Genomic DNA, 19,139 nt, shown 5'->3' on the forward strand with positions numbered 1-19,139 from the left:
TCGCCTTGGGAAAGGAGACCATCATGAGAGATTTGAACCCGAATACCGTAGGCCGGCCGGACGACCGGAAAGCCACACGCGGCTCAACATGGCGGCCGAGAGCCAAGGACGAGGATATCATCACCAACAATGACGAAGGTGCGCCCCCCGTGCCGATCGGCCAGCCTGGCGACCGTGAGCAAGGCAGCGACAGCGACGGCCCGATGGGTGGACAGTGGATTGCGCCAGACCGGCCGAAGCGTAGCGGCCATTTCCAACCCGTCTACAGGGAAGGGCGTCATTCCAGATACCCTTCTCCCCTCCGAAATGGGCGCGGTTAGGAAAAATCCGAACGGCATTACGGCCACTGTTATTCGGCGGTGACAAGAACCGATGGCGTCCGAAGCACGCGACGCTTTAGGCACGACAACCCGAAGACCGAGTCAACAAACTGGGCGGTAAGGTGACGCCATTACGTCCAGAAGAAAATATCGACGCGCAGTCCTACGGCTTGCCGATCTTTACCTTTGCAGCACGCTTTGTAGCATCTCGGGCCCGAGCGTATTTTCGAGGGCTTTCACTCCGCTCTTGGGTAGTCTCCGAAGGCCGCTGACTATGCCCTCTTTCCAGGCGTCTCCCCGATCCCATGCTTCCTCCCATGCATCGGCCAGTTCGTCATTATGGCGCGTCTCCACCAAAGCTTGGAAGAGCAAGGCGGCCTGTGAGAGGTCTTTGTCTGCCTTCAGCCGTCCAAGAGCGTCCGACCGCCTTCGAGACGATATGATCAGCTTGTGGACAGCGTACCTCTCCGGGGCTGGGACAAGTACGTTCACGCCTTCGCGGAAGAGAAGCACCGTGCGGACGGGCTCGTAGATCAGGTAATCAAGGAATCGCAGGTTTTCCGCCGAAGCGCCAACGAGTGCAGGCATAGGCGACGTCTTGCCTGTGTATTCCTCCGATCCCCGATTTCCAGTCAGGAACTCAACGCGGTAGCCCCTGGCATTCTGGAAGGCTACGATTTTGGCCCGGTCCGCCTGGTGCGGCACTGCTCGAAAATCGGGATCGACTGACTGAAGAACCTCCAGGATTGGCGGCAGGCTGTCTTTTACCTCGGCCGAAATGGCGAAGTCCTGCGCGAAATCGGCGTCGCCTGTCTGCATAACTGCCGATGGCAGGCGAACGCCGAGCATCCCGGCATAGGTGCTGAATGCCACCGACCCGATAAGAACAGCGCGCAACCGGAACAATCCAGCATCGGCCAAGGCCCGCGTGACAGCGCCCGCAAACGGGTCTGGTCCGGGCAGGCCGGAGCGACGCAGGGTGCTGACCATGCGTCTGCGCTCCCGAATGTTGTCCTTGATCTCCTTGTGGGCCTTCACGCGTGCTGTAATCGCCTCGTCGGAGTGCGGGCCGACATATCTTCGTTTGTCCTTGCCTTCAGGAGTCGGGAGGTCGAAATACCAGTAGTCGCGATCTTTGACGGTTACAGTCACGAACCATCCCTCTAAGGGAAAGTCCGCCACAAATTGGGCGTCGAGCGTTCGTTGTGTCAACTCCGCAAACATTGTGCGGTAGCTGATATCAATCTCTCTCAGCATTGTTTCCTCTCGTGCCCGAAATGCAGTTATAAGGATTTGCCAAAAACTTATAACGACACGGACGCGTGTCAAGGTTATAAGTGTTTGCCAGAAACTTATAACGCCAGCGCTACCCTCAAGGCGAACAGTCGTACACTTTTCCAGCAACATTGCGCGGTTTGATCAGAGAGGAGACAATGCCAGTCCGGCTTAGAAGCGCGAACTCCTTGCCGCCGGGGTGGCGGCTTTGTCGCGGGCGTATTTGCAAAGTCGCGAACATCGGCTGTCGATGAGAAAGATTGCGACAACGGGACTGGCCCCGTGGATGCTGATGGAGCCAGCCTTTCGCTACGGTACGCTGATCAGACCATCAGCCACCTACACCATAGTCTGGTATCGCACTCCCGCTCAGCGGGGCATAACCTCTTCATCGAAGAGTAACGGCTGGCCCAATGAGCGATCGATTGCATCAAAGAGCCTTGCACATGAACCCGGATCCCCATCGCACGGCGTGGACGGGCGTCGCAGGGCGCTGAGGAACGAGAAATGAGTTCTCAACAACTGGGATACTCTCATTGGTATGGTGATGGAGCATGGTCATGAGCGGATGCAACCACAAATCCACAGTCCGGTCGGTCACTCCGAGGACGATCGGTTGCGAGCAGTGCCTCAAGGAGAACATGGAGTGGTTCCACTTGCGGATCTGCCGTCAATGCGGCCACGTCGGCTGCTGTGATCAATCGGTCGGCAAGCATGCGACCTTGCACTTTCACGAGACCGGCCATCCCATCATAGAAGGTTACGATCCTCCTGAGGGTTGGGGCTGGTGCTATATCGACGAGGCATTCGTGGATCTGCCGGACCAGACGCCCCAACGCGGCCCGATTCCCCGCTACTACTGAGATGGAACAGAAATGACCGTCGCAGGCTCACGTGAACACCAGATGTTTCCGGCACTCGATCCGCAACAGATTGCGACGGCAAGACGTTTCGCTGATGACGAACCGCGGTACTTTCTGCCCGGTGAGATGATTTTCAATGTCGGCGAGAGGCACGCACCCGCCTGGCTGGTGCTCGAAGGATCGATTGAGGTTTTGCGCCAGGACGGCCTGTCATCCAGCGTTCCCGTGACCCGACATACGACGGGTCAATTTTCCGGAGAGGTCAGCCAGCTATCGGGCAGGCCATCCCTGGCGAGTGGGCGTGCCGGTACGGAGGGGTGCATGGCCGTTTCATTCGACGCCCCGCGTCTTAGAGCTCTGATCATCGGCACGGCCGATATCGGAGAGATCGTGATGCGCGCGTTTATACTTCGGCGCGTCGCCCTGATAGATCAGGGCGGTGCCGGTTCTGTACTGATAGGTCAACCGGGCAGTGCCGACCTTATCCGCCTTCAAGGCTTTCTGGCGCGAAGCGGATATCCGTATGTCGCGCTTGACGCTGACGCCGACGGACAAGGCCGCGATCTTGTCCATCGACTGGGTATCTTGAGAGAAGAACTGCCACTGATGGTGTGCCCCGGCGGCGCCATTTTGAAGAATCCGACAGACAACGAGGCGGCAGTTTGTCTGGGCGTCGCACAGGAGATCGTTTCCGGTACCGTCTACGACGTTGCAATCATCGGCGCCGGCCCGGCCGGCCTGGCGGCCGCCGTCTACGCGGCCTCCGAAGGTTTGAGCGTCCTGGCAATTGACGAACGATCCGCAGGCGGCCAGGCGGAAGCGTCCGCACGGATCGAAAACTACCTTGGCTTCCCTGCGGGAATTTCCGGGCAAGATCTTGCGGCGCGTGCCCTCAACCAGGCGATAAAATTCGGGGTCGAGGTTGCTTTGCCTATTCCCGTTATTGACCTGCGGGCTGCCCAATCACCATTGGGAACTGGTTCAATATTGCGGTTGGGTCTCGATGGCGAACGGAGCGTCGATGCGCGGACCGTGGTGATCGCGTGCGGGGCGCGTTATCGCCGCCCGCAGTTGGCAAATCTCGCCGAATTCGAAGGGTCGGGTGTCTCCTATTGGGCGTCTCCTATCGAGGCAAAACTATGCGAAGGTGAAGAGGTCGTCCTCGTCGGAGGAGGGAATTCGGCAGGGCAGGCGATTGTCTTCCTTGCTCCCAGGGTCCGGCAGCTCCATGTTGTTGTCCGAAGACCTCTCAAAGATACGATGTCCAGCTATCTTATTGACCGTATCGGGGCGCTGTCCAATGTCGAAATCCATGTCGACAGCGAGATTGTTGCCCTCGAGGGAGACCGCTCGACTGGTCTGAGCGGGGCCGTGATGCGACACCGTCAATCAGGTGGTGAACGAACCTTCAAGGTCCGGCACCTTTTCCTATTTATTGGCGCTGATCCGAACACGTCATGGTTACGCTCCGATGTCGACGTCGACGACAAGGGATTCGTCATGACGGGCAGGGCTTCTTCTGTACGCACATCCGTTCTTCCACTCGAGACGAGTGTTCAAAATGTGTTCGCGATCGGTGATGTCAGGGCAGGATCCACCAAGCGTGTCGCCGCCGCCGTGGGCGAGGGTGCCGCTGTAGTCTCTCAGATTCATGAGTGTCTTGGCCGGCAGCCCGGTTGAATTATCCCGGTGAATCCGTCGGGCGCTGAAGACTGATGACGTCAGACGGTCGCTTTTCGTTTCCTCCCATGTCGTTGATCAGTCGCCCGCCGTGACAACACGCTTGCATCGCGCGGTGTCCTCTACGGGAGGTTCTCAATTCTGCGTGCGGACAAAACCTGTCTTTCGCTTCGCCCGGTATGTCCGTGGACCAAGGCAAACTTTGGTCATTTCCGATCGTGGTGGTGCAATCGGCCACTTCTACGGAGTCTCCAAGCTTCATAAAGGATATCGTGCTCCCGCAAACGGAGACGAAGAGACTTGGCATCTGCCTGTTCCCCGGGACCATCGGCGGAGCTAGGAGCATTACCCCACACTCCGTGTCCGGATTATTGCAAAATATGAAATAAACTCGACACTATTCAATCAATTGTAGATGGACGCTGGCCACGGCAATATCGCTCCTATCAGACGAACACAGCGTCGCCTGAAGTTTTCAAAACGAAATCGCAGGACGCGAGATGACCACGAATATCACATCTATCACACGCCGGAACTTGGTGCTAACCGCAGGTACGGCCGTTGCCGTTACAGCGATGTCTCCCGTTTTCGGCTTCGCGGCCAAGAGTGATTCCGCCACTACCGCCACCGAAGGAACCAAGAGCATGAGCACTGTAACAACCAGGGACGGCACCGAAATCTTCTATAAGGACTGGGGCCCAAAGGATGCCCAGCCGATCGTTTTCCACCATGGCTGGCCGCTCTCGTCCGATGACTGGGATGCGCAGATGCTGTTCTTCGTTTCCAAGGGTTTTCGTGTTGTCGCCTATGACCGCCGTGGTCATGGCCGTTCCGCCCAGGTTGCCGATGGTCACGACATGGACCACTACGCCGCCGACGCCTTTGCGGTCGTTGAAGCGCTCGATCTGAAGAATGCCGTGCATATCGGCCATTCCACCGGCGGCGGCGAAGTTGCCCGTTATGTCGCAAAGCATGGCGAACCCGCCGGCCGTGTCGCCAAGGCGGTTCTCGTTTCCGCCGTGCCGCCGCTGATGCTGAAGACTGAAGCCAATCCGGAAGGTCTGCCGATGGAAGTTTTTGACGGCTTCCGCTCCGCGCTTGCCGCAAACCGTGCGCAGTTCTTCCGCGACGTACCGGCGGGCCCGTTCTATGGCTTCAACCGCGATGGCGCGACCGTGCATGAAGGCGTGATCCAGAACTGGTGGCGTCAGGGCATGATGGGCAGCGCAAAGGCCCATTACGACGGCATCAAGGCCTTCTCTGAAACCGACCAGACCGAGGACCTGAAGAATATCAGCGTTCCGACGCTTGTTCTGCACGGTGAAGACGACCAGATCGTTCCGATCGCCGACTCCGCTCACAAGTCGGTCAAGCTGCTGAAAAACGGCACACTGAAGACCTATCCCGGCTTCTCGCATGGCATGCTCACCGTCAATGCCGATGTGCTGAACGCCGATCTGCTGGCCTTCATCCGGTCCTGAACGACATCGCGGGAACTTGCCGTTCCCCCATACCCCGGTCTCCCAAATTCAGATATCCATACGCGCGGAAAGCGCCACTTCACGATTGGAACTAATCATGTCGACCACCAAATCTCTCAGGAAAATCGTAAACCACGGCGTGGCCTGGGAGCAGGCTTTCGGATACGCGCAGGCTGTCCAGATCAAGGACACGATCTATATCTCGGGACAGCTCAGCCACGATGGCGATGGAAAGCTCGTGGCGCCCGCAACCCTTGACGCCGGAGGCCGGCCAGTCGACTTCACGCAGATGGAAGCGCAGATCCGTCAGACTTACATCAATGCCGGGAAACTGCTCGCCGAATTCGGCGCCTCTCTCAATGACGTTGTGGAAGAGACACTTTTTGTTCTCGACATCCCGAGCGCGTTCGCAGCCGGAGCCAAGGTCCGCAAGGAGATGTACGGTACAGATACGCCGCCGGTAGCGAGCAACCTGATCGGAGTGGGCGCGCTGGCCTTCCCTGAACAGATCGTGGAGATCACGTTCCGCGCGGTGGTCGACGTCCCGCCCGCCTCATAAAGGCAGAAGCCGCTCCAAACGCCACCGGTGAACTCGGCGGCGAACATCTCAGGACAGGTTTTCCGAATGCCGAGACCATCTTCCGTCAACACACGATCGCCAGCGACCTTGTATCTGACCTCGGAACTCGTTGCCAGGTCGTTCAGAGTCGTCGAAGAGGAAGGCCCGGAGCCGGACTGGACGCCAATCTCGCCCGAACAACTCGACGAACTTGTCCAGCGGGTAGAGAAGCAAGCTGGTGAAGAGGAAATCTGGATATTCGCCTATGGCTCACTGATGTGGAACCCCGGATTTGAAGTGGCGGGCATGGAAAACGCCGTCGTCCACGGTTGGCATCGTGCGTTCTCGCTAAGGATCGAACGGCTTCGTGCCACCTCGGACGCGCCTGGCCTGATGCTCGCCCTTCAGCCAGGGGGAAGGTGTTCCGGCGTGGTTCTCAAGCTTCCATGTGCTACAAAGAAACGAGATCTCCGGAACCTTCTAGCGCGCGAAATCCGGTATGCCGAGGTGTCTGACATGGTACGTTGGGTCACGGTCAAGACGCCGGCGGGCGCCCGTCGGGTACTAACGTTCTGGGCAAGCCCGAAGCAGTCGCCGCTGACATACAAGGTGCCTCTCAATGAGGCCGCCGCGCTGATCGCCCAAGCGTGCGGACCGGCAGGGTCCTGCGCGGAATATCTGCATCGCACGGTTCTTGATCTGGCGGAGCGCAACATTTTCGACCGAAATCTCTGGCAGTTGGAAAAACTTGTCGCGGAAAGGCTTGAAGCTCTCCCGCGACAGGCTCATCCCGCATAATCGTTGATGCCGCCTGCCTATAAAGAGTATCGGCCGCAAGACGTATCAGCGTGTTCTGCTGTCGACGATCTCTTTCGACTGCAGGCCAAGGCATTGCACGCTTGCCTCAATTTCTTGGTATTTCAACAGACCAACGGGTCGGCTTTCATCTAGACGCCTACACGCGCCAGTGGTTAAACGGTGGCATTACGGTGAAGCTTAGAAAGAAATGAAATCTGTGTTTCTGCCACGAAAGCATCGCCACGGGCGCCCCACCGACGAACGCGGTGGGCGAGTGCCAGAAGCTCATTGGAAAGGTCCGAAGGCCGGTTGCCGTACGGCTCACGTTCTCCTCGCTGGTGTCACAAGCTGCTCACTACGCGCCCTTCGTTCACGTTTGAAGCTCCGAAGACGACATCGATCTCAGCGCCGAAAAAAGGTATCGTTCGGTGAGCTCAAGCCCCGCATTCCTGGCGATTTTTATAGCGGATGTTATTTGCGATTCCAGATGACCCGTCTCGAGTTTCGTCTCAGCGGTCTGCTCAATGAGTACGACCCCGGAATAGATTGAAGGAAGATTGTCCAGGTCTCGAGAGCAGGAGCCCATACTCAGAAGGGATTTTCGACGTCCGCTGGGACACTCGATTGAATACGGCGAGACGAGTGGTTCTCCCCCCAGGATGACTTCATGAATTCTAGCGGCCAGCCGTGGCCGATCTTCCTCCACGATACGTTCAAGAATAAACTCGACTGGAACACCGCGCGCGAGTTCTCCTTCATCGATTTCATATATCTCTGCAAAAGCCTTGTCAGCAGTCAGGCTGTTCTCCCGGAGACACCATGAATAAAAGCCCGCGCCCTTCATCAGAACCTGGGCAACTTGCATGTGCGGTTGCTTCATGGACTTGTACCCCCATCCATCGGTGGCACCTTGCTACACATTTATTTGCCGGGCAATGGTAGCGGGCAGCAATCTCCAAACCCGCCAATGCCATTGAGCTACATGTCTGACGCCCAGCCACCTGGTTGCAGGCAAGTAAACTGCGTAGGGTTTACGGTCGCGATGAGAACCTCGGCTTTTGACCGATGTTTCGTGATCAGCGGAAATGGGCCTGCCGCCTCCAATTTCCTGTTGCTCCAGAGAGTAGAAAGCGTCCGCGACATTTTGTATGCCGACCTCTCGCGGCGAGCATTTTCTCAACAGATCAAGCAGCCCACAGCGTGTCAGCGCTATCCGGCAAGGATTAATATCAGGGCTTCGAAACCTGCTGGTCGGATGGAATGGTCCCATCTGGCGTCAGTTCATCGACAGCTTGTGGTAGATCCTTGCTAAGACGCGCCAATATCTCTTCCCGCGACAGACGTGTCTTCGCCGCCAATTCATCGAGAACCTCCGGCCCGATCGCCTCTGAGAGTTCGTCGGCATTGATGTCGTCGTTTGCCCCCGGCTTGATCCAGGACTCCGCCTTCTGCCCGAAGCCGTTTTGTTGGAACGTCTTGAGAAGGTCGCTCAGACCACCGCTTAAAGTTCCTCCTGAGGTGAGGCTGTCAAAAATAGATCCGATGCCGCCCGACTCCCTGCCGCCACCGAGCTTGCCGAGTGGGTCGGCCGCGCTTGTCTGGGTGGAGGACGCTTCTTCATCCCGGTTAGCTCCGGAAGTCTGCTGCGTGTTCAACCCCCTCAGAAATTCCGCGATTTTTTCCCTGTTCTGATAGCCTGCTACCGCAAGTACACCCAGCAATGCTTTCAGTTGGCCGCTCACCATGATTTTTCTCCTTGTTTTCCTGGGCCCCGAGAAAACATGGCGACGTGGCCCTCTCGCAAAAAACAAAACGATTCGTCGGCAATGAGGTTCCATGAGGTCAATGGATGGAGACTGGCAGCCGCTTCTTCTGATAAACGCGCTAATGAACGGGCTGGGAGGGAGAGAAACGGATGTCCGATAGCGGCGCCATGCGGGTGCGCCCCTGAGAGCAAGCTACCTTCCGCTCATGTCGTTCACTTCGTTCGGCGAGGTCGAGACGCCATAGGATTTGCGCCCAACTTGGATCGTCCGGCAATGACGGCAGTCCTGCACCATGCCTGGTCGAGCGGAGGCTTTCGGGATCTTAAATGCAGGCGCGGGGAAATCTTTCATCATCGACAGGAGAGCGGCAGCGCGAAAATTAGTGGCGTTTTAGGCCGCGGCTAGCCTGGTCCGATTTTGAGGATGTGCCCGCATTTTGCGCGTCATGATGAACCCATTTGAAGAACGCGTAGACGGGATAAAAATGACAATCAGGGTGAGGATTGAGTCGAGCATCTGCATTCGACCTTCGCGAGACGGCAATGTCGCGATCGCAGTTAGAGCTTATTAGCTGTGCCAGGGGCGAGCGTTATTTCGCTGTCCCAACTCGCGATCCAATTTGTCTGCGCTGCAATCACTGCGATCAGCATGGCCGCAAATATTGTAGACAAGGTGACGATCAGGAAAAGTAAAATCTTTCGGAAAATGCGAGTGTCTCCGACGGGAACGCGCGGACGCTATACAAGCCGCGCCATATTATAATTGACGGCAATGGTTAAAACTTGGTTTGCGATATTCCCTGCGTGGACGGACGGTGCCGAAACGGGGCCCGCGCGGAGTTGCAAGGTTTTGCATGCCGATAGATTTCAGGCTTCAAACGGCTGACGAAGGGGCGAGGGGCTCTTACGGCCGGCTGGCTGTCCCGCTTACGAATTCTGCATACTAATTTGAGCGGGTGGAATGAAATCTATGTCGCAGACCGTTAAATTAATCGCGGCAATTGTCTTACAAACGAGATCTTTATCAAAGGCGGTATCGGGCGTCACTGAAGGGGCGCCACCGTGGCGCCCCTCCTGAAACTCTCACATACCATTGCGGCGATAGCGAAGCCGTTCCTGCTCGATCTGGTTGGCCTCGTAGGGCGAGAGCGTTTCGTCGAAATGCGTCCATCCTTGCTTTTCGTAGGCGGCGCGACGTTCTGTCGGATCGACCCAATTCGAGCGTTTGAGAATGGCTTCAGCCTCCGGCGCCAAGGCGTCATCCACTTTTGCGGTGACGAGGGTGCCACCCCGGCGGACGCCTTCGGCGTAGAAGTGGGCATCTCGTTCCGGGACGCCGGAGCTCGTCAGTGCGCCAATAATCCCACCAGCGGCCCCACCTGCAACCGCACCGGCTGCCGCGCCGGCTGCAGTCGCGGCAAGCCAGCCGGCTGCGACGACCGGGCCGACGCCCGGAATGGCCATCAAGCCAAGGCCGGTGAGCAGGCCACCCGCGCCGCCGACGACCGCACCGATCCCCGCGCCAGTTCCGGCCCCTTCTGCGGCATTCGACTCTTCGTGCCGCCGATCGGCGTTATTGGAAACGATACTGATATCGCTGGATGGTACGCCCAGAGCTTCGAGTTCACTGACGGCGGAACTTGCGTCTGCGTAATCGTCAAAAAGTCCGGTAACAGTTCTCATAACATCCTCCTAGGAGTTACTTGGCAACAACATTGCCCTGATAATCGAGAGCGATCGAAACAGTTTTGCCGTCCTTCATGCCGGTGGCATTCCAAACGCCCCTGTCGTCTTTCTTGAGATCCTTCAACCCCGTATAACCCGCTTTTTCGATCCGATCCTTTGCCTGGTCCTCAGTAAAACTGTTGGCGCCCTCGACCGGGGCCGTCGGGTTTTTCGTGTCGGGGGTCGCAATTGCCGGCGTGTTTCCGTCGCTGTTGGCGGCGGGCGCACCTTGAGCATGTGCTGTAAGGGCCGAGACACAAATGAAGGCGGCAGTGAGGATAGTGTTTTTCATGGTTTTCTCCCTAGGTCGGATCTGCGAAGATTGATCCACCTGATTAACCCTCTGATGTTGTTTTGGTTCCAGCATCGGAGGCAAAGTGCTCAACAAGCATGGCGGCGCGTCGGGCATACGAGCGACCATGCAAGGGTCTGGACAGTTGCGCAGGCGAACGGCCGAATAAGAGGGAGGTAGCAACTGAAGCGGTGGAGCGCCCGGAAAGCTACACGAGGCGATTGGCATCGGTAGTCAGGAAACCATAGAGATCGTCGATCGTGATCCCGTTGCGAACCTTCCGGACCTTTTTCATTTTGGCACGTGGATAGCGCAGAATATCGGCGGTTTCGTCTCATCGCGGGCAAACCAGGCGTTAGGCACAGAGCCGCGTTCCTGTTTGTCCGTCGGATCCCGTTCGGCAGAGCTGATAACCGGACCACGAAAAGCACGGATACCTGGTTCTTCCAAAACCACGACGGTAAGAGAGGCACTGCTGGTGCGACCAACGGCGATGTCTAAGTGTCGCCATCTGCGGCGACAAAAGAGCAGAAGGCCGGTTCGCAAGTGAACGTCAATGTCACGACCGAGCAGCGCACCGAAATTCGAAATGTCATTATCGAAAACAAGGTCGAACCCGTCCGTCCGACATTCAGCATTTCCGTTGGAACCGCGGTCCTAAGAACCGTTAGGCTTCATAAGCTCCCAGCGCGCGTGATCCAGATCGTTCCGCAGTACCGTGATTACGAATATATCGTTCTTGCTGACGAACGGATCATCATCATCGATCCTGCGACCTACGAGATCGTCTACGTTCTCACGATCTGACGACCGTCGTTGCCATTCACTGTTGGTCGCCACGGTGCGCCCAACAGTTTGACCGGTTGGTTGCGTGCTGAGCCGCGCAAAATCTCCCCCGCCGAGCGGGACATGCAGTGCCGTTTCACGCGCCGATGACAGCGACCGACCTTACAGGGTCCAATGGCCCCCGCCTCGAATACCGCGTCCGCGTGGTCCGGCCAGGCCTCCACACAGCTCCTGCAGCACCTGACAAAACCAAGGAGAAGAATGCGGAGGGTGCCAGACCGAGATCGGGTGATGGCAGGTTCTGCACGCACTCCCCCTCACTCGGGCCGGGGAGCGGATTACTCGCTGATCGCCTGGAGTTTGTCGCGTCTGACTATTTCGATACAGCGGGCGTTCTTCAGGCGAACAATACCCTTCTCGCGAAGCCTGGACATGCTCCGCGATACCGTCTCAACCGTCATCCCGAGATAATCGCCGATATCCGTTCGCGTCATCGGCAGATCGATGATTCCAACATCGCCTTGTCGACGATCAAGGTCAACAAGGAATACCGCAAGTTTCTCGAGGGCGCTTTGGCGGCCAACCACGAGCAGATGCTCCTGGGCCCGAATCATGCTTCGCAAGGCGAGCGCCATCAATTCGCCGCGATGAATTTCGGTTCCTTCTGCCTCGATCGGCGTCAACCCGGTTGGCACGATCGCCTCGGCGTAGAAGCTCCGACATCCCCACGCCTCAAAACCGAATATTTCCCCTTGCACATGGAACGCAACAACCTGCCTACGCCCGTCCGTAAGCAGACGGTAGATGCGCACAGCCCCGGATTCGATCCTGTACAGAGATCCAGACTTTTCGCCCTGCGCGTAAATCTCACTACCGGAAGCATGGAAAGTGACAGGGCGCGGGCGGACAACCCCCATTGGGAGACCGGGTGACGGAGACGAACCACGGGAGGAATAACTGGCGGAAGCCTTAGCGAGCATGTGAGCTGACCCTCATTGGAATGCCCGACTATGCCGCAGAGCGACGCCTGCCAAAATTCGTTCGTTCCACTAAGGGTTTTTACCTAGCCGCATCAGCGCACTCACGATATCCGTGCCCGTTAGCGGCTTGTGAAGGATTTGTATGCTTGGCCTCTCGTTGCTGAACGTCTCGTCTTCTGCAAGAAAAAGGACAGGCGTCTTTACGGGGAGGGTTGCGAGACATGCTTCCCGCTCGCATTCTGGAAGGGAGCCGTCGAGAATAACACAAATCGCTCCACCGACCGATTCTCCGGCATGCTTCCAGGACCGGAATGACGCGACGTCATATCCGTACGCGCGCAGGGCGAACGCCAAGCCGCGCGACAGTGCGGGGTCCTTCACAATCGAAGTTATATGTCGTGTAGTCGGCAAATTGACACCGGGAACATTGCAATAACGCGACAAGCAGAGCCAGTTGAACAGCCTCTTGACCTTGCGCGCCTTGTTCTGGATCAATTTCCGTCGGAGTTTCCAAAATCCGCGATTTCAATCGAAAGTGACATGCGGACCAGCTCGGGAAGGCTTCGAGCTTTCATTTTTCCCATGACGTTAGCTCTGTGGACCTCCACGGTTCGCGGGCTTATGTCGAGATTGAAGGCTATGGACTTATTCGGGTGCCCCGCCACCACCGCCGCAAGAACCTGTCGCTCGCGTTCGCTCAGCGTCTCAAGTCTTTTGCGTACTTCTTCTGCCGATTCCGTTTCGGGAGCACGGGGATCCAGACGGGCAGCCGCACGGTGGATCGCGTCGATGATGACCGTATCGGCAAATGGCTTTTCGATGAAGTCAACGGCGCCGGCCTTCATTGCCTCCACCGCCATAGGCACATCGCCATGGCCGGTAATCACTATCGATGGTATACGCACGCCCTCTGAGCGGATCCGTCGGATCAGCTCAACACCACTTATGTCCGGCATGCGCAAATCAGTCACCAGCACAGCGCGGTGAAGTCTGGGTGCAAGTGATGCGAAGGCGGTAGCCGTATCATGCACTCTCACACCAAGACCGCTCATGCTGAGCATAAAGGCGAGCGATTTCCTGACAGCTTCCTCGTCATCAACGACGTGCACAGTGAAATCATCGTTCGCCATTTTCTTCCCCATCATAGGCTGGCAGTGTGAATGTGAATCTTGCTCCTCCGAGCTCGCTACGTGACACGGTTATCTCTCCGCCGTGAGCCTCGACGATACGCTTCGATATGGACAGCCCGATTCCCATTCCGCCAGCCTTAGTCGTGACAAAAGGCCTGAACAACTGATCGGAAATCTCATTGGGAATGCCGGCGCCGGAATCTTCGACTATCACTGCGGCTTTGCCGCTTTCAGCAGCCTTGATGCTCACCCGAAGGTCTTTCTTTTGGGACACGCCCATCGCCTCGACTGCATTGCGCATCAGGTTCGTGAGTACCTGCTGTATTTGAATTCGGTCGACCATGACCATATCGTCGCTAGCAGCAAAGTCAAAGACGGATCGCACACCTTTTTCTCTTGAACCCATCAGCGCCAGTGCGCCCGCCTCCTCAACCAGATGACGGAGTTTGTGAGGCAGCTTCTCAGTCTCACCCTTAGTTACGAATTCTCGGAGATGGCGAATGATTTGACCTGCCCTGACACTTTGTTCACCTGCTTCCCTCAGGGCTTCGTGTAATTGCCTGTCCCTTTCGCTTTCGGAGCCCTGTAGCAAGCGTGCGCAACCATGAACATAGTTGGCAATCGCCGAAAGCGGCTGGTTCAGCTCGTGGGCGAGGGTAGATGCCATCTCTCCCATTTCGTTCAGCCGTGCCAATCTTGCCAGTTCAGTCTGAATTTCCTGGAGGCGGGCTGCTGATTCCTCCCTTTCGGTAAGATCTCTCACGAAACCGGTGAAAAACCGTTTGCCCCCCCGATGGGTTTCTCCAACCGCGAGCTTCATGGGAAATGTCGATCCGTCCTTGCGCTGGCCGACCACGACCCTATCGGTTCCGATAATGCGTTTTTCGCCGGTCGCGAGATAGCGCTGCAGGTAGCCGTCGTGCTCGTGCCGATAAGGTTGTGGCATCAGCATTCGAAGATTTTGCCCAATTGCTTCGTCCTCGGAGTACCCGAACTGCCTGACGGCAGCTGCATTGAAAGAGACAATCGTGCCATCCTGCTGGCTGACGATCGTGGCATCGAGCACAGTATCGAGTATAGACCTTAGGTGTGCCTCGCGCGTGTTCAGCGCTTCTTCTGCCGCCTTGTATTGATGCCTTAGGCGTTTGAGCGACCCGCCGAGGTACGCAATTGCAATGCCGACCGCTCCGAAAACGATCAACTCGGGGACTTGGGTGAAGTGCTCCCCGATTTTGGGCCAACGGGAGCTGGAATTTTCCGGGGTTATGGCTCATGTCGGCGGTGATGCCGATGAGCCGCTCATGAGCGAAATCGGCACTTTGTTGCCGATCGCGCTGTGTGGCCGGAACTCATTATAGTCTCTACGCCAATCCTCCATCTTTGCCCGCGCGTCGTCAAGGCTCATGAACCAGTGAGCGTTCAGGCACTCGGCGCGGAACTTGCCATTAAAACTCTCGATGTAGCTGTTGTCGGTCGGTTTGCCTGGCCGCGAGAAGTCAAGCACGACACCTTTGTGATAGGCCCAGAGGTCAAGGTCTCGGGAGATGAATTCGCTGCCATTATCCACACGTATGGTCGCCGGATATCCGATCTGTCGGCAGACCCGCTCCAATGTCTGAACGACATCCTCGCCTTTGTAGCTAAAGCGAGCATCCACCACTGGCGAGAAGCGAGAGAAGGTATCAACAACCGTCAGAACCCTGATCTTGCGACCAGTGGCCAGTTGGTCATGAACGAAATCCATCGCCCAGACATGGTTGGAATGGCTAGGCTCCGTGCGGTCAGCCCGCAGCTTCGCCTTGACCCGGCGCTTGGGAACCTTGTTGCGGAGCTGGAGGTCCATCTCCTTGTAAAGACGATAGATTCGCTTCGGGTTCACAGACCAGCCTTCACGCTTGATAAGGATATGCACACGCCTGTAGCCGTAGCGTATCCGCGTCTGGCAGATGTCCTTGATCTTCAGCTTTAACTCGGCCTGCTCGCCACGCCTGGACTTGTAGACATAGAGCGACCGGTCGACTTTCAACACCGAGCATGCACGCCGGATCGAAACCTTCCAGTCCGCCTTGATCGTGTCGACAAGCTTGCGCTTGCGGGCAGGCCTCAAAGCTTTTTTGAAAGCACATCCTGCAGCATGGCCTTGTCCAGCGACAGGTCGGCAACAATCCGCTTCAGCTTGGCATTCTCCTCCTCAAGCTGTCGTAGCCGCTTCATCTCCGAGGGCATCAAGCCCGCGTATTTTTTGCGCCAATTGTAAAACGTCGCGTCCGAAATTCCCGCCTTGCGGCAGACCTCGCCGATGGGCGTTCCATCCTCTGCCTGCTTCAAAACAAACGCGATCTGCGCTTCCGAAAACTTCGAGGCCTTCATCGAATTCTCCTCTTCTTCCCACAAGGAATCATAAGTGGAAAATTCCAGTTCTAAATGGCCTAATTCATTGGGGGCACGTCATGGGCGCCGCCGGGGGTAAGCGATCTCAGATAGCTTGCCGAGCCAAACGCCAGGAAAAATGCCAGCAGTCCAAGCCGCAAACCTCCGGTTATTGCGGCCAGGAGAATTGGAGGAACAAACAGTATGTAGATAGCAGGGGCATCGAGTAGGTCCATGAGAAACACTCAAAATAAACAGAACGAAGATCGATGAAGCTGCGATGGAATTCCCCTACGTCTGTCGCAAAGCGAGCGCAACCCGCCATTGGATCTTTTCCGGTCCCTGATCGGCATCATACTTTTCGCGTCCGCCATCGAGGTGCCCATCCTATCGCTAACCATATGTTACATTGGCATAGCGCGCTGGCCGGCGACCGGCAATTGTTTCATGCGTCGGCGGGAGATCATGCCAAACCTACGGACCACAGACGGCCGTAGAAAGTGATATACAATTCAGCGGCGACGGGACGAACTACCAGAGCTGGCCACGCCCGGGAAAGTCTACGCTGGCTTTGCGCACGAGGTTGCGATGAGGATCACGCATTCATGCGTGACGGACCCGTCCCGATCAACATGTCGGCGGCGCGAATCTTGAACATGCAGACTGACGTCTCGACTTCGACTGGGATGTTATTGCCACCCAGCCCAAGGCCTTCGATCAGGCCAGGCCGATCCACATGGTTGCGCACATCAGGGTGACAAGGGTGTCGGCCAGTCACGCGCTGCTCAAGTCCCGGCAAGCTGAAGCTTCAAAATTGTTTCAAGTTTCTTCGGTCGGCGTATAGAGAGCCGGAATTTGTCCGATCGGCGGCCATCAATGTTATAACCGCAGTCGTGTCGAGAAGATGCGCGATTACGGAAACATCGTATAAATCTCCAACCGGTCCTGTCGATCTGGCTGGTCGCGCACGTCTTTCATAAAATCGTCGCTCACGCCGCGCGCCATCGCTGCTGCCAAAGAGTTCCAGGCCTCGGCACGCTCAACATGGGGACGCAAGATCAGTGCATCGCCCTCTTGCGTAATGTCCACACGATCGACGTCGACACGCAATTCTTTCGGCAGGCGAATCCGCTGGGAGTTACCGGACTGAAATACGCGGGTGACATGGGGCATGGTTCGCTCCCTTCAATTTTACCGCTTTTATAAAAATCATATGTCCCGTGACTTAAACTAGCAACCTGCCTGTAACCGACAGAGCGTAAGAAACGCGCAAGAGCAGGCTGCCGCAATGAGCGAGGCCAAGGCTCGCCCTAGACTTGACTGGTATCGCCGTCCGCCAGTTGAGCAAGGCCCGGCAGATCGCATACGAGAAGTTTCTGCCGGCCGCCCTGTACAAGGCCCTTGCTCTCCCAGCTGGACAGGATGCGAGAAACGGTGTGGAGCGTGGTGCCGGTCATTTCCGCTATATCCTGCCGCGAGATCGGGAAGTCGATTCGAATACCGTCCACCTCCTTGCGCCCAGCCTGTTGCGAAAGGCGCAGTACGGCGTGCGCCACCCGACGCTCAACTTCCTGCGTCGACATTTCGCGGATGCGCGTATGGGCTTCCTCAAGACGTTGGCCAATGGTCTGCATGGCGGAGACGGCAAGGTGCGGGTTCTGCTCGACGAAGTGCGGCCAGAGGTCCGTCTGCCAGGAAAGGATCACGCTTTCGGCGGCCGTGGTTGCGGTACCGGGATAATCGGACCGTTGCAGCGCCCGGGCGAAACCGAAGAGATCACCGGGATGCACCACGCGCACGATGATCTGCTGGCCATCGTGCGTGACCTGCGTCACCTTCAGGCGGCCGTGAATGAGCAGGAAGAAATGCTTGGCTGGCTGGCCCTGCTCGAAGATGGCTTCGCCCGGCGGCACCAGCCGAGATGTGGCGTGCGTCAGCAGTCCGTCCAGCTCATCGTCGGCCATCCTGGCGAACAAGGCCAGCGACCGGATGACGCTTCGGTCAATCTTCACTTGCACCCTCTCCGGTTAACTGGCACCGCGCGCTCCCCGCCAGGAGAAACATGATGCGAGCGTTGTGTATTCTCACGACACAGCTCTACCCATCGGGCGAAGAAGTACAAATGATATAAATCAACTGGATGTTTTAAGTGACGGCTATCACGTAGCCAGACCGGCTGCCCGGAGCTTTTCGACAAGCGGAGCATACCAGCGCGTATCCTTCACCAGCCGGAAGCCGAGATTGTCAGGCGGTACTCCGACAGCGCAGCCTCCGCTCTTCGGGTTTTTGACGAAGGCGCTCATGGCCGCCCGGTGTTTTCCCGACGCGACCGGGATACCGCAGGAGGCAACGCTATCGATCGCCTCACCATCCTTGCCGAGCGTCACGCGGTGGCTGCAGCTCGATGTCCATTCCCAGACGTTGCCCCCGAAATCGGCAAGGCCATATTCGTTTTCGCCAAAGCTGCCATAGGATTGCGGAACTGGGTTGCCCGAGGCTTTACGGCTGGTCTGCCGCTCGTAATCGGCCAGCCAACGCAAGGCCGGGTTTTCACTGTCCGCTCCGACCCCCAGCGTCTCATCCGGAAAACGCGAGCCGGCGGCGAAAGCCAGTTCAGCGTCGCTCGGCAGGCGCCAGACCTCGCCTGTCCGCTCACTCAGCCACGTCGCATAAGCGCGGGCGTCATCCTGGCTGATACCGGTGGCCGGTATCTCGCCGCCGACCGGAGCGGCAAAGCCGGGTTCTGGCTGCTGACAGCCGCCTTCCGCTACGCAGCGCGCATAATCGCCGCTCGATACCTGATATTTCATGATCGTCAGATTTTGCCGCATCACCACGTCGACCACCGGGCCATCGACGGCATAGCCATTGCGGAAATATTCGCCCTCTGCCCGGTATGTGAGATGTCCTGCGGGCACCATAACGATCTGTGGAGCCATCATAGCCGCGCGGTCATCAATGCCGCTGCGGATGATCCCGGACTGGAAACCGATGGCCGTTGCCAAAAGCGTGGTAAGCGAGAGCGGCAAAAGAAGCGAGACGGCATTTGGGAAGTGGCTGTTGCGGGGAATGCCCATGGAAACCTGCCTGCGTCGAGAAGACGCCAAATTCGGGC

Annotated in this window: 18 protein-coding genes and 2 pseudogenes; 7 read left to right on the plus strand and 13 right to left on the minus strand. The window is 57.3% G+C overall.

Going from position 1 to position 19,139, the window contains the following annotated elements:
- Positions 1-23 precede the first annotated feature (23 nt).
- On the plus strand, positions 24-320 hold the full coding sequence (locus HQN82_RS24450) for a hypothetical protein (protein ID WP_173616219.1): 297 nt from the start codon (positions 24-26) through the stop codon (positions 318-320).
- A gap of 180 nt (positions 321-500) precedes the next feature.
- On the opposite strand, the gene HQN82_RS24455 is transcribed toward HQN82_RS24450, so the two are convergent.
- Positions 501-1,577: a nucleotidyltransferase family protein gene (locus HQN82_RS24455; RefSeq protein ID WP_173616220.1), complete on the minus strand. Its 1,077-nt coding sequence runs from the start codon at positions 1,575-1,577 to the stop codon at positions 501-503.
- Between the two features lie 578 nt (positions 1,578-2,155).
- On the opposite strand from HQN82_RS24455, the gene HQN82_RS24460 reads away from it, so the two are divergent.
- The 5 genes from HQN82_RS24460 to HQN82_RS24480 all read left to right on the plus strand — a co-directional run bounded on the left by HQN82_RS24460 (position 2,156) and on the right by HQN82_RS24480 (position 6,976).
- Positions 2,156-2,458 carry a UBP-type zinc finger domain-containing protein gene (locus HQN82_RS24460; protein WP_173616221.1) on the plus strand — a complete coding sequence of 101 codons (303 nt, stop codon included), beginning with the start codon at positions 2,156-2,158 and terminating at the stop codon, positions 2,456-2,458.
- A gap of 12 nt (positions 2,459-2,470) precedes the next feature.
- Entirely contained in the window at positions 2,471-4,138 is a 1,668-nt protein-coding gene (locus HQN82_RS24465; protein ID WP_173616222.1) for an FAD-dependent oxidoreductase, read from the plus strand.
- 644 nt (positions 4,139-4,782) lie between these two features.
- On the plus strand, positions 4,783-5,619 hold the full coding sequence (locus HQN82_RS24470) for an alpha/beta fold hydrolase (protein WP_345791263.1): 837 nt from the start codon (positions 4,783-4,785) through the stop codon (positions 5,617-5,619).
- Between the two features lie 97 nt (positions 5,620-5,716).
- Entirely contained in the window at positions 5,717-6,178 is a 462-nt protein-coding gene (locus tag HQN82_RS24475; RefSeq protein WP_173616224.1) for a Rid family hydrolase, read from the plus strand.
- A gap of 66 nt (positions 6,179-6,244) precedes the next feature.
- The gene (locus tag HQN82_RS24480; protein WP_173616225.1) at positions 6,245-6,976 is read left to right on the plus strand and encodes a gamma-glutamylcyclotransferase; all 732 of its coding nucleotides are present in this window, start codon (positions 6,245-6,247) and stop codon (positions 6,974-6,976) included.
- Positions 6,977-7,346: 370 nt separating this feature from the next.
- Here the strand turns inward: HQN82_RS24480 and HQN82_RS24485 are convergent, their stop codons facing one another.
- The 5 genes and pseudogenes from HQN82_RS24485 to HQN82_RS25605 form a co-directional block, all read right to left on the minus strand.
- Positions 7,347-7,856, minus strand: coding sequence for a PAS domain-containing protein (locus tag HQN82_RS24485; RefSeq protein WP_173616226.1), 510 nt, complete (start codon positions 7,854-7,856; stop codon positions 7,347-7,349).
- A gap of 349 nt (positions 7,857-8,205) precedes the next feature.
- Positions 8,206-8,721, minus strand: a complete 516-nt coding sequence (locus tag HQN82_RS24490; RefSeq protein WP_173616227.1) for a YidB family protein — start codon at positions 8,719-8,721, stop codon at positions 8,206-8,208.
- Positions 8,722-9,824: 1,103 nt separating this feature from the next.
- Positions 9,825-10,424, minus strand: coding sequence for a general stress protein (locus tag HQN82_RS24495; RefSeq protein WP_173616228.1), 600 nt, complete (start codon positions 10,422-10,424; stop codon positions 9,825-9,827).
- Positions 10,425-10,440: 16 nt separating this feature from the next.
- Entirely contained in the window at positions 10,441-10,758 is a 318-nt protein-coding gene (locus tag HQN82_RS24500) for a PepSY domain-containing protein (RefSeq protein ID WP_072495350.1), read from the minus strand.
- Between the two features lie 211 nt (positions 10,759-10,969).
- Positions 10,970-11,175 (minus strand): annotated as a pseudogene (locus HQN82_RS25605) (SOS response-associated peptidase); the annotation flags it as partial.
- An 84-nt stretch (positions 11,176-11,259) separates the two neighbouring features.
- On the opposite strand from HQN82_RS25605, the gene HQN82_RS24505 reads away from it, so the two are divergent.
- A complete protein-coding gene (locus HQN82_RS24505) occupies positions 11,260-11,565 on the plus strand; it encodes a DUF1236 domain-containing protein (RefSeq protein WP_173616229.1) in 306 nt (101 codons plus the stop codon).
- Positions 11,566-11,882: 317 nt separating this feature from the next.
- Here HQN82_RS24505 and HQN82_RS24510 read toward each other — a convergent pair whose 3' ends face one another.
- The 7 genes and pseudogenes from HQN82_RS24510 to HQN82_RS24540 all read right to left on the minus strand — a co-directional run bounded on the left by HQN82_RS24510 (position 11,883) and on the right by HQN82_RS24540 (position 19,101).
- Positions 11,883-12,524 (minus strand): helix-turn-helix domain-containing protein, encoded by a 642-nt coding sequence (locus tag HQN82_RS24510; RefSeq protein WP_173616230.1) that lies wholly within the window; start codon positions 12,522-12,524, stop codon positions 11,883-11,885.
- 491 nt (positions 12,525-13,015) lie between these two features.
- Positions 13,016-13,654 (minus strand): response regulator FixJ, encoded by a 639-nt coding sequence (fixJ, locus tag HQN82_RS24515; RefSeq protein ID WP_173616231.1) that lies wholly within the window; start codon positions 13,652-13,654, stop codon positions 13,016-13,018.
- Positions 13,641-14,864 (minus strand): annotated as a pseudogene (locus HQN82_RS24520) (two-component system sensor histidine kinase NtrB); the annotation flags it as partial. The pseudogene HQN82_RS24520 and the gene fixJ, both read right to left, overlap by 14 nt.
- Positions 14,865-14,924: 60 nt before the next feature.
- Positions 14,925-16,024, minus strand: a protein-coding gene (locus HQN82_RS24525; RefSeq protein WP_144115371.1) for an IS3 family transposase whose coding sequence is annotated in 2 segments (ribosomal slippage) — positions 14,925-15,772 and positions 15,772-16,024 — 1,101 coding nt in all. Because the reading frame shifts where the segments join, the coding sequence is not laid out codon by codon here.
- A 912-nt stretch (positions 16,025-16,936) separates the two neighbouring features.
- Positions 16,937-17,197 (minus strand): antitoxin, encoded by a 261-nt coding sequence (locus HQN82_RS24530; RefSeq protein WP_173616232.1) that lies wholly within the window; start codon positions 17,195-17,197, stop codon positions 16,937-16,939.
- A gap of 137 nt (positions 17,198-17,334) precedes the next feature.
- A complete protein-coding gene (locus HQN82_RS24535; RefSeq protein ID WP_003585377.1) occupies positions 17,335-18,036 on the minus strand; it encodes a Crp/Fnr family transcriptional regulator in 702 nt (233 codons plus the stop codon).
- A 147-nt stretch (positions 18,037-18,183) separates the two neighbouring features.
- Entirely contained in the window at positions 18,184-19,101 is a 918-nt protein-coding gene (locus HQN82_RS24540; RefSeq protein WP_173616233.1) for an SUMF1/EgtB/PvdO family nonheme iron enzyme, read from the minus strand.
- Positions 19,102-19,139: the final 38 nt, after the last annotated feature.

The organism is Agrobacterium pusense (genome assembly GCF_013285525.1).
GTDB classification, from domain to species: Bacteria; Pseudomonadota; Alphaproteobacteria; order Rhizobiales; family Rhizobiaceae; genus Agrobacterium; species Agrobacterium pusense.